The following is a 7370-nucleotide window of genomic DNA, read 5'->3' on the forward strand; positions in this document are numbered from 1 at the left end:
TCGCGCTGGTCTGTCCGGTGTTGAGATAGCCGATCGCGCCATCCGTGTAGGTGGCCATCATCCACACGGTATCGCCAACCCCGAGGGCGGGCACGTTGACATAGCCGAGAGCCGCCAGGGCGAACCCATAATCCGTATCCGCATGGGTCGGATTGGGCAGTCCCGTGATCGGGTTGATCACGGGCGTGGTCACGCCGCCGACCGTCGTGAGACCCGCCGCCACGTCGCGGATCTGGTGCAGGGCGCCCGACAGCTGCACTTCGCCCCAGGTGCCCCTGTAGCGGATGTTCGCCACCACATCCGGCACGATCTCACCCGCGTAGGTCGAGGCGATCGGCGCGAAGACCGAGGTCGAACCAACTCCGAACAGCGGGAAATCAAGCTCGTTGTTGATCCGGCGGCCGATCCCGTCCTCGAGCGACAGGGTGGCGGAGAGGCCGTTGCCGAAGGAGAACGTGTAGGCCAGAAGGTTCACCTCGGCGTTCGCCGGATCGTCGAAGCGCAGATCGCCGAAGTTCGGGGCCGGCAGGTCCGGGCTCGTGAAGAACGACACCGCACGACCGGCGGTCAGGCCGCCGAACTGGACGAAGGCCTGCTTCACGAGGGCGCTGTCGCCGCCATAGACGCCGGTGTTGTGCGTCAGCTCGAAGCGGATGTAGGTGCGCAGCATGCCATATTCGGTGGCGGTGCGCGCATCGAGGTTGATGCGGCCGCGGCCGCGAAACCCGATGGAATCGTCCTCCCGGTCGGTCGGCTCGAAATAGGCGTATTCGGCGCGCACGCGGCCGCCGACGCGCAGGCAGGTCTCGGTGCCCGGGATGGAGAAGAAGCCGTTGCCGTGCGTCGAGCAGATCCGGACATACTCGACGGGAGCCGCGCTCTTGGCCGGCAGGTCGGCGGCCTGTGCTCCGCCGGACATGATCGCCGCAGTTCCGAGCAACAGGGTTCGCACAGACGCCATCGTACAAGCTCCAAATCGGGTCAGTTGCCAAACTACCGAAAAATTGGGCAGATCCCTGAGGAATGGTCAAGCCAGATTGCAGAAGCGGATTTCCGTCGCTCAGCCAATTTGGCGCGGTGTTGCCAGGCAGCACCAATTCCCGGATGAACGCCGCCCTATAGGGCAAAGGAACTCCCAAGAGGCGTGACCGTGATGGTTGTCAGCCCAGGATTGCGGACGGTGAAGTGGCTTCTGCGACCACCCAGCCTGCTCTTCATCTCGCAGGATCCGCATTCTCCCTGCGGTTGCGTTCAGAAGGCCCGGCCGCCCTTGCTTGTGGCGACCGGCCCGATGTCCGTGCGGGATGATGCTAATACCTGGACGAATTCCGGGCGGTCACGCCTTGATCTCATTCACCAGCGGACGGCCCGCCGCGAAATCCGAAACGCTTGCAAGGGTCGTGTCGAGGATGGTTCCCAACGCCTCCCGTGTGAAGAATGCCTGATGTCCCGTGACAATCACATTCGGCAGTGACACAAGGCGCTGGATCAGGTCATCCGGGATCACGGTGCTTGACAGGTCCCGGAAGAAGAGACCGGCCTCCTGCTCATAAACATCAATGGCAATCCCGCCGAGTTGCCCGGACTTGAGTGCTTCGAGTGCCGCCTCGGTGTCGACCAGACCGCCGCGACTGGTGTTGATCAGAAGCGCCCCCCGCTTGACGCGGGCGAGCGTTCGCTCATTGACGATGTGATGAGTTTCCGGTGTCAACGGGCAGTGAAGGGAGATAACGTCCGCATCCTCGATCCCGTCGGCGTCGACGTAGCGTCCGCCTATCGCTTCGAATTCGGGCGAATGATAGACATCGAAGCCGATCAGGTGGCAGCCAAAGCCAGCCATGATTTTCGCAAAGATCCTGCCGATCTTGCCGGTGCCGATCACGGCCACGGTTTTCCCGGCGAGATCGAAGCCCATCAGTCCATCAAGAGAGAAGTTGCCCTCGCGCGTGCGATTGTAGGCACGCGGTATCTTGCGGTTGAGTGCGAGCAGCAAGCCGACCGCAAACTCGGCGACGGAATTTGGAGAGTATTCGGTCACGCGTACGATTTTGATCCCCCGGCTCTCCGCTGCTTGCACGTCGATGTGGTTGAACCCGGTGGACCGGGTCGCAACGAGCATAGTACCGCCTTCGGCGAGATGCTTCAGCGCATTGGCATCGACGATATCGTTGACGAAAACGCTGACCGCCGGGAAGCCCTTCGCCAGGGCAACCGTTTCCGGTCCGAGCATTGTCTCGAAGTAGACGAGTTCGTGCCCGTAACGGACGTTCAGTTCGTCGAGCAGTGCCCGTTCGTAGGCCCGTGCGCTGAACAGAGCGATCCGCATTTGCATCTCCAGCCGTCAAACCGTTGATCCGAAGGCAGCCCCGGCCGACAGTCTCCTTCGACCGGAGATCCACTTGGCGGAGCTTTCCGGAACGGCTGGTTCAGAGATGGGTGGGCTGGCAGGATTCTTGCCGAGGGATCCTAACCACACCACGCACCTGTCACCGAACCAGGGGCAGGTGCTCAGCAGAGCACCAGGTTCTGGGCGAGGCCGGCCTCGCTCGTTTCCTTGTACTTCGGGTTCATGTCCTTGGCGGTGTCGGACAGCGTCTTGATCGTCGTGTCGAGATCGACCCGGTGCCGGCTCGCGATCTCGTTGGTGGCGATCATGGCGGCCGCCCAGGCCTTCACCGCCCCGAAGGCGCAACGCTCGATGCAGGGGACCTGCACATAGCCCGCGACGGGATCGCACGTCATGCCGAGGTGGTGCTCGAGGGCCGACTCGGCGGCATTCTCGATCACCCGCGGCGGCTGGTTCAGCACCTGCGTGATCAGGGCGGCGGCCATCGCGGACGCGACCCCGATCTCCGCCTGGCATCCGCCTTCCGCGGCGGCCAGCGTGGCGTTGTGCTTGCACAGGTAGCCGACCGCCAGGCCGGCCAGCAGTCCCTGTCGGATCTTGTCCATCGGCACCGCCCGGCCGCTCTGCGTCAGCGCATAGACGATGGCCGGCATCACGCCCGCCGACCCGCCGGTCGGCGCCGTGATGACGAGGTGCCCGCGGGCATTTTCCTCGGACGCCGCCAGGGCGAAGGCCGAGACCAGACCGATGGCGCGGTCGCTCATATAAGTGTCGTCCATCGCCCGCTCGTAGACCGTGGCGGCCTTGGAGTGGAGCTTGATCGGCCCGGGCAGAACGTCGTCCTTGTAGGACAGGCCGGTCTTCACCGTGGCGATCATCGCGTTGGCGATCTTGTCCAGGAAGGCGTTGATCTCTTCCTCGTTCTTGCCGGACACGGCGATCTCGTTCGCCATCATGACGTCGGCAATCGAGAGATTATTCTTCTCCGCGTGCTGGCGCAGCTCCTTCATGGTGGCGTAGGGGTATTTCGGCGCTCCCTTCTTGGGCGGCTCATAGCCCTTCCACTCGATGAAGCCGCCGCCGACCGAGTAGTACTCCTGCTCGTAGAGCACCTTGTCGCCCGCCATGAGGCGGGCCGTCATGGTGTTCGGGTGCGGGAAGTCGCCCTTGGTCGCGTCATAGACGATATCGGCCAGGGACAGGTTGAACGTCTTGTTCCCGACCTTCACCGGATAGGTCTGGTCGGGCTTGGCGATCATCTCGTCGAGGAAGCGTGGGTCGACCGTGGCCGGTTCCTTGCCCACCAGGCCGGCGAGGGCGGCGCGCTCGGTGCCATGGCCCTTGCCCGTGGCGCTCAGGCTGCCGAAGAGATGGACCTTGAGACCGGTGGCCTGCGAGAGCTGGTCCGCCGGCAGCTTCGCGACGCGCTGGTAGAAGTCGTAGGTGATCCGCATCGGCCCGATGGTATGGGAGCTCGAAGGACCGGGGCCGACCTTGTAGAACTCGTCCGCCACCGTCATGACCGGCCCCTTCGACGACTTGACGACGTCGAGATCCGGTGACAGTGCCGAACTCATCTTGAGGCCGGCGTCGCCGCCAGCCGCTTCCCGCTTGGCCTGCTGCGCGGCGGCTTCCGTCGCGGCCTGCTGGGCTCGGGCCTCGGGCGCCCAGGTGGTGCCGGTCATCACGGCCGCCGCGCCGATCGCGGCATGGCGCATGAAGAATGTCCGGCGGTCGATGCCCGCAGGAGGGCTGACGGGTTCGGGCGGTGTGGAAAGCAGCTCGCCGTCCTGGCTGGAGCGGGTCATGGCGCGTCCTCCTGTTCGAGGTCTGGAGACGCGGCACGAATTCGAGGCGGCTCAGTCCTCATTCTTGTTTCAAGGGAATTCCCTCACTTGCAACATTTCTAAGCAGAGCTGCGACCTGCGCTTGATAATCAGGGACAAGTACTTAACAGTTTGAGCCGCAGGCGCGAGGTCGGAAGGGTTAAGAACAGATCTGTTCGAAGTTCAGGCGGCCGCTTACTATCGCAAGGGCGTGCGTGTGCCTCAAGGTATCGAGGGGGCGTCTATACCGATCAAGCGCAGAACTCAGGCCGGGTTGCCGTGCGACCTATTTGGGTTTTAATGGACATCTTCTCTCACTCAGTTTGCTCTGCGGCTACGAACGACAGAGCCGAGTGGAGATTGGTCCCGACAGTCGTCTTCCAAGAATTCTCAAGCGAGGAACGATGCAGGGCTGCGAAGTCTAAGATCGAGGTTTCGTTGCGCCAGAAGGGCGAGCCGTGATCGCCGGGAGACGATCTTCCCAGGCGATGCACCCGCGGCCCAAACTGTCAGGAGATTGTCCTCACTGGTCAAGCATAGCGCTGTGGCTGGCTTAGAGTGGTCTCGCGGGCGCTGACGATCCCGCAGGGCAGGGCCAAGGCGCTCCTGCCGGTTCGCCGCCGACGTTCGCAACCAAGAGGGAGGGTCGGGAAATGAGGCGAGTGGTCTGGTCGCGTCCAGGCGCGGCGCTCACGAGGGCCGCGTTGGGTCTTCTCGCTGCAACGACCGTCGCAGGTGCTCCCGCGCCGGCCGCGTCGGCGGAGGATGGTGAGGCCCAGAACATCCTGAAGGCGATGTCGGATTACGTCGGCCGCCAGGAAAACCTGTCGCTGAAATATGATGCCGATGTCGAGGTGGTGACCCCGGCCGTCGAGAAGATCCAGTTCAGCGCCTCGGGCGACGTCACCTTGAGCCGCCCGAACAAGTTCAGGGTCAGCCGCACCGGCGGCTACGCCGATGTCGAGCTCATCTCGGATGGTTCGAACGTGACGGTCTTCGACCGTGGCGGCAACCGGTTCGCCCAGGTGACCGGGTCGCCTTCCTTCGACGAGGCCGTCGACCGGCTCCGCAACGAGGCCTCGCTCGAACTTCCGGGGGCTGATCTCCTGCTGTCGAAGCCGTACGAGGAGCTGATGGCGGGTGTGCTGGAGGCCAAGCACATCGGCCGCGGCGTCGTCGAAGGAGTCGAGTGCGAGCATCTCGCCTTCCGCAACCTCGACACTGACTGGCAGATCTGGGTCGAGGTCGGCGAACGCCCGCTGCCGCGCAAGTACGTCATCACGAGCAAGGCGGTGGGTGCCGCGCCCCAGTACACGCTGCGGCTCAGGGACTGGAAGACCGGCGTCAGCCCAGCCTCGGACGCCTTTGCGTTCAAGCCGCCGGAGGGCTCCACCGGCGTCGCGATCACTCTGCTCAAGGACATCGATGAGATCCCAGCGGGTGTCGTTCCTGGAGGTGCGAAATGAACAGGTCAGGCCTGACGTTGACGTCCCGTGCCCTCCTCGCGCTCGTAGCCGGTGGCGCGGCCCTGCTGTGGGGCGGTGATAGCTCCCTTCCGACCGGCTCGCTTATCAGCCAGGCCGAGGCGCGGGTCGGACGCCCCGCAACGCCCATGAGCTATGCGGGCGTGGCCCGCCGGACCACCCGCCGAACCGTTGCCTATGGGGCTGCGGCTGGAGCCGCGGCGGCCGGAGCTTACTATTACGCGACGCCGGGCTGTCAGCAGGTCGTGAATTCCTACGGCCAGATCGTCTACCGCTGCCCGTAGACAGTGCTGTTCCGACCGCGCGTCAACACGGGCGCTCAGGCGGGCGGCTGCGGAGTGGACATGCTTGAGCCCGCAAGTTTGCCGGAGAGGAGAGAGAGCAATGGAAATGGCATTCGCCCACCGGCCAGACGACCCGCATCCGGCCGATGACATCGGGCTTCTGGCCCAGGATCTGCGCCGGGTGCTGCGGACCGAACTGCTGAGGGACACCTGCTACGCGGACAGCGTCGCCCGCCTGTTCTCGATGCACCGCCGCACCATGAACCGGCACCTGAACGCCGAAGGCCTATCGTTCCGGAAAGTGGCCAACGAAACCCGCTTCGAGATCGCGTGCGAGCTGCTGGCAAACACCGACATGGGGTTGAACCAGATCGCGGCGGTCCTGCGATACTCCGAGCTGAGTGCCTTCACGCGCGCCTTCCGGCGCTGGTCCGGGCAGACCCCGTCGGCTTGGCGCAACGATCATCTCCAGGGGCGGGAAGCGCCGCGGCCTCGTGACCCGCGCCGCCTCCGTGCGGCCCCTCGCCGACGCCCAAGCCGAACTAGCGATCCTCCTGACATGGCCACCCGGCCAGTGGCAGGAGGCGGGCCATAAATGTCCTTCGGGACGGCCCGGACAGGGTTCCCGCTCCTTGGGCGCCCGGCGGTCCAAAACTGTCAACGCAATGGCCCAAGGGGTCAAGCAGCAAGGTTGGAAGGGATCATACTGGCTCCGGCAATCAGGCCGGGCGGCGGCGGACCCGGGCGCATGTCCCGCTTCCGCGGATCCCTTCTGGCACCCGGCGGCCAATGGCGCCGACCCATCGCGTGCACAAGAGGGAGGCAATCATGACGATTGCGGCTACAGCGCAAGGTGTGTCCCAGGATCAGCGGCGACATGACAAATACGACAAGCTCGTGGCGACGGCCAAGTCCCTGCCGAAATTGAAGGTGGCTGTTGCGCATCCCTGCGATGCGGCCTCCCTGGGGGCGGTGTTCGAGGCAGTGGGGCTCGGTCTGATTGAGCCGATTCTCGTCGGGCCCGAGGCCAAGATCAGAGCCGCAGCGGAGGCGCTTGGGAAAGACTTGTCTTCCGTCCGGATCGTCGACGCTCCACACAGCCACGCGGCGGCGGAGGCGGCCGTCGACCTCGTGCGGTCCGGGCAGGCGGAGGCCCTGATGAAGGGCAGTCTGCACACGGATGAGATCATGGCCGCCGTGGTTCGCCGCGAGGGCGGGCTGCGCACCGCCCGCCGGATCAGCCACTGCTTCGTCATGGACGTTCCGACCCATGAGACCGCGCTGATCATCACCGACGCCGCGGTGAACATCGCCCCGACCCTGGAGGACAAGGTTCACATCGTGCAGAACGCCATCGACCTCGCCCGGGCCCTCCGGGTCGATCCCGTGCGCGTCGCGATCCTGTCGGCCATGGAGACCGTGAACCCGA

At 64.7% G+C, this 7370-nt stretch carries 7 protein-coding genes; 4 read left to right on the top strand and 3 right to left on the bottom strand.

Annotated elements, in window-relative coordinates; genetic code table 11:
* The 3 genes from OCW50_RS32360 to OCW50_RS32370 all read right to left on the bottom strand — a co-directional run.
* On the bottom strand, nucleotides 1–961 hold a 961-nt coding region (locus tag OCW50_RS32360; RefSeq protein WP_262300338.1), incomplete at its 3' end, for a porin.
* Nucleotides 962–1336: 375 nt separating this feature from the next.
* Nucleotides 1337–2326, bottom strand: a complete 990-nt coding sequence (locus OCW50_RS32365) for a 2-hydroxyacid dehydrogenase (protein ID WP_262300339.1) — start codon at nucleotides 2324–2326, stop codon at nucleotides 1337–1339.
* 182 nt (nucleotides 2327–2508) lie between these two features.
* Nucleotides 2509–4155: an L-serine ammonia-lyase gene (locus tag OCW50_RS32370; protein ID WP_262300340.1), complete on the bottom strand. Its 1647-nt coding sequence runs from the start codon at nucleotides 4153–4155 to the stop codon at nucleotides 2509–2511.
* A gap of 671 nt (nucleotides 4156–4826) precedes the next feature.
* Between OCW50_RS32370 and OCW50_RS32375 the strand changes: the two genes are divergently transcribed.
* The 4 genes from OCW50_RS32375 to OCW50_RS32390 form a co-directional block, all read left to right on the top strand.
* Nucleotides 4827–5639 (top strand): DUF2092 domain-containing protein, encoded by an 813-nt coding sequence (locus tag OCW50_RS32375; protein ID WP_262300341.1) that lies wholly within the window; start codon nucleotides 4827–4829, stop codon nucleotides 5637–5639.
* Nucleotides 5636–5941: a hypothetical protein gene (locus OCW50_RS32380; RefSeq protein WP_262300342.1), complete on the top strand. Its 306-nt coding sequence runs from the start codon at nucleotides 5636–5638 to the stop codon at nucleotides 5939–5941. Before OCW50_RS32375 ends, OCW50_RS32380 begins: the two co-directional genes overlap by 4 nt.
* 100 nt (nucleotides 5942–6041) lie before the next feature.
* The gene (locus OCW50_RS32385; RefSeq protein ID WP_262300343.1) at nucleotides 6042–6536 is read left to right on the top strand and encodes a helix-turn-helix domain-containing protein; all 495 of its coding nucleotides are present in this window, start codon (nucleotides 6042–6044) and stop codon (nucleotides 6534–6536) included.
* 233 nt (nucleotides 6537–6769) lie between these two features.
* Nucleotides 6770–7370, top strand: a 601-nt coding sequence (locus tag OCW50_RS32390; RefSeq protein WP_262300344.1) for a phosphate acyltransferase, incomplete at its 3' end; no start/stop codon positions are given.

The sequence above is a fragment of the Microvirga sesbaniae genome (assembly GCF_025460805.1).
Taxonomy (GTDB): Bacteria; Pseudomonadota; Alphaproteobacteria; order Rhizobiales; family Beijerinckiaceae; genus Microvirga; species Microvirga sesbaniae.

What these genes read in the sequence shown, in the direction of transcription:
- OCW50_RS32365 (WP_262300339.1), bottom strand. Translation starts at nt 2,326, where the DNA reads ATGCGGATCGCTCTGTTCAGCGCACGGGCCTACGAACGGGCACTGCTC.
- OCW50_RS32385 (WP_262300343.1), top strand. Translation starts at nt 6,042, where the DNA reads ATGGAAATGGCATTCGCCCACCGGCCAGACGACCCGCATCCGGCCGAT.
- OCW50_RS32380 (WP_262300342.1), top strand. Translation starts at nt 5,636, where the DNA reads ATGAACAGGTCAGGCCTGACGTTGACGTCCCGTGCCCTCCTCGCGCTC.
- OCW50_RS32375 (WP_262300341.1), top strand. Translation starts at nt 4,827, where the DNA reads ATGAGGCGAGTGGTCTGGTCGCGTCCAGGCGCGGCGCTCACGAGGGCC.
- OCW50_RS32370 (WP_262300340.1), bottom strand. Translation starts at nt 4,155, where the DNA reads ATGACCCGCTCCAGCCAGGACGGCGAGCTGCTTTCCACACCGCCCGAA.